This is a genomic window from Oleiphilus sp. HI0061 (assembly GCF_001635675.1).
In genome coordinates, this window is record NZ_LWFE01000927.1 from 1 (window position 1) to 642 (window position 642).

Annotated in this window: 1 protein-coding gene; it reads right to left on the reverse strand. The window is 35.7% G+C overall.

The window, feature by feature from the left end; genetic code table 11:
* Positions 1 to 139: P-II family nitrogen regulator (locus A3735_RS10920; RefSeq protein WP_197485856.1), on the reverse strand; the 139-nt coding region annotated here is incomplete at its 3' end.
* Between the last annotated feature and the right edge of the window lie 503 nt (positions 140 to 642).

Sequence of the window (642 nt, forward strand, 5' to 3'; positions counted from 1 at the left end):
GGTAGAGCTCTGTGTGGCCTTTTTGACGACCAAAGCCTTTAACTTCTTCGATAGTCATGCCGTGATGCCCTAATTCGGTGAGTGCTGATCTGACGTCATCTAGTTTGAAAGGTTTAATGATTGCCGTAATTAATTTCATATGTAGCCCTGTATGTCTGAGTCGCTTAATAAATGGCGTAATTAGTTCTTGCCTAAGCGATATTTATCGTTTTTATATTGTTTTTCGTATGGCGCCGGAGTTCTTTTGGTGCAAAAATTAATTTTCAAAATTGCACTGTTATAAGGCAGTGCAAAATTAATTAAATTGAAATTGGATTTCAATAGCAGGAGAGGAAATTCTTGAATTTATCGTATATTGCTTGTATGTGTGCACTAACGTAGCGCTAAAAACAATGATCAGCACTAAAAGCGTGCATTATTATTTCTGGGTTTGAGTTTTTTGAGTCGCAATGTTTGACGTGAGCTTGGTCGAGATATTAGTGCACTTTTTATTTAGAGTAATTTAATTCTATCGTACATAATAGGGTTTAGTATTCACAACAGAAGGTATTCGCGGGTAATGGATATTCACATCTATATAGATAGCTCATCCTATTCAGATATTGATATTGAAGAAATTTCTCAAGATCTACTCGCTGAACT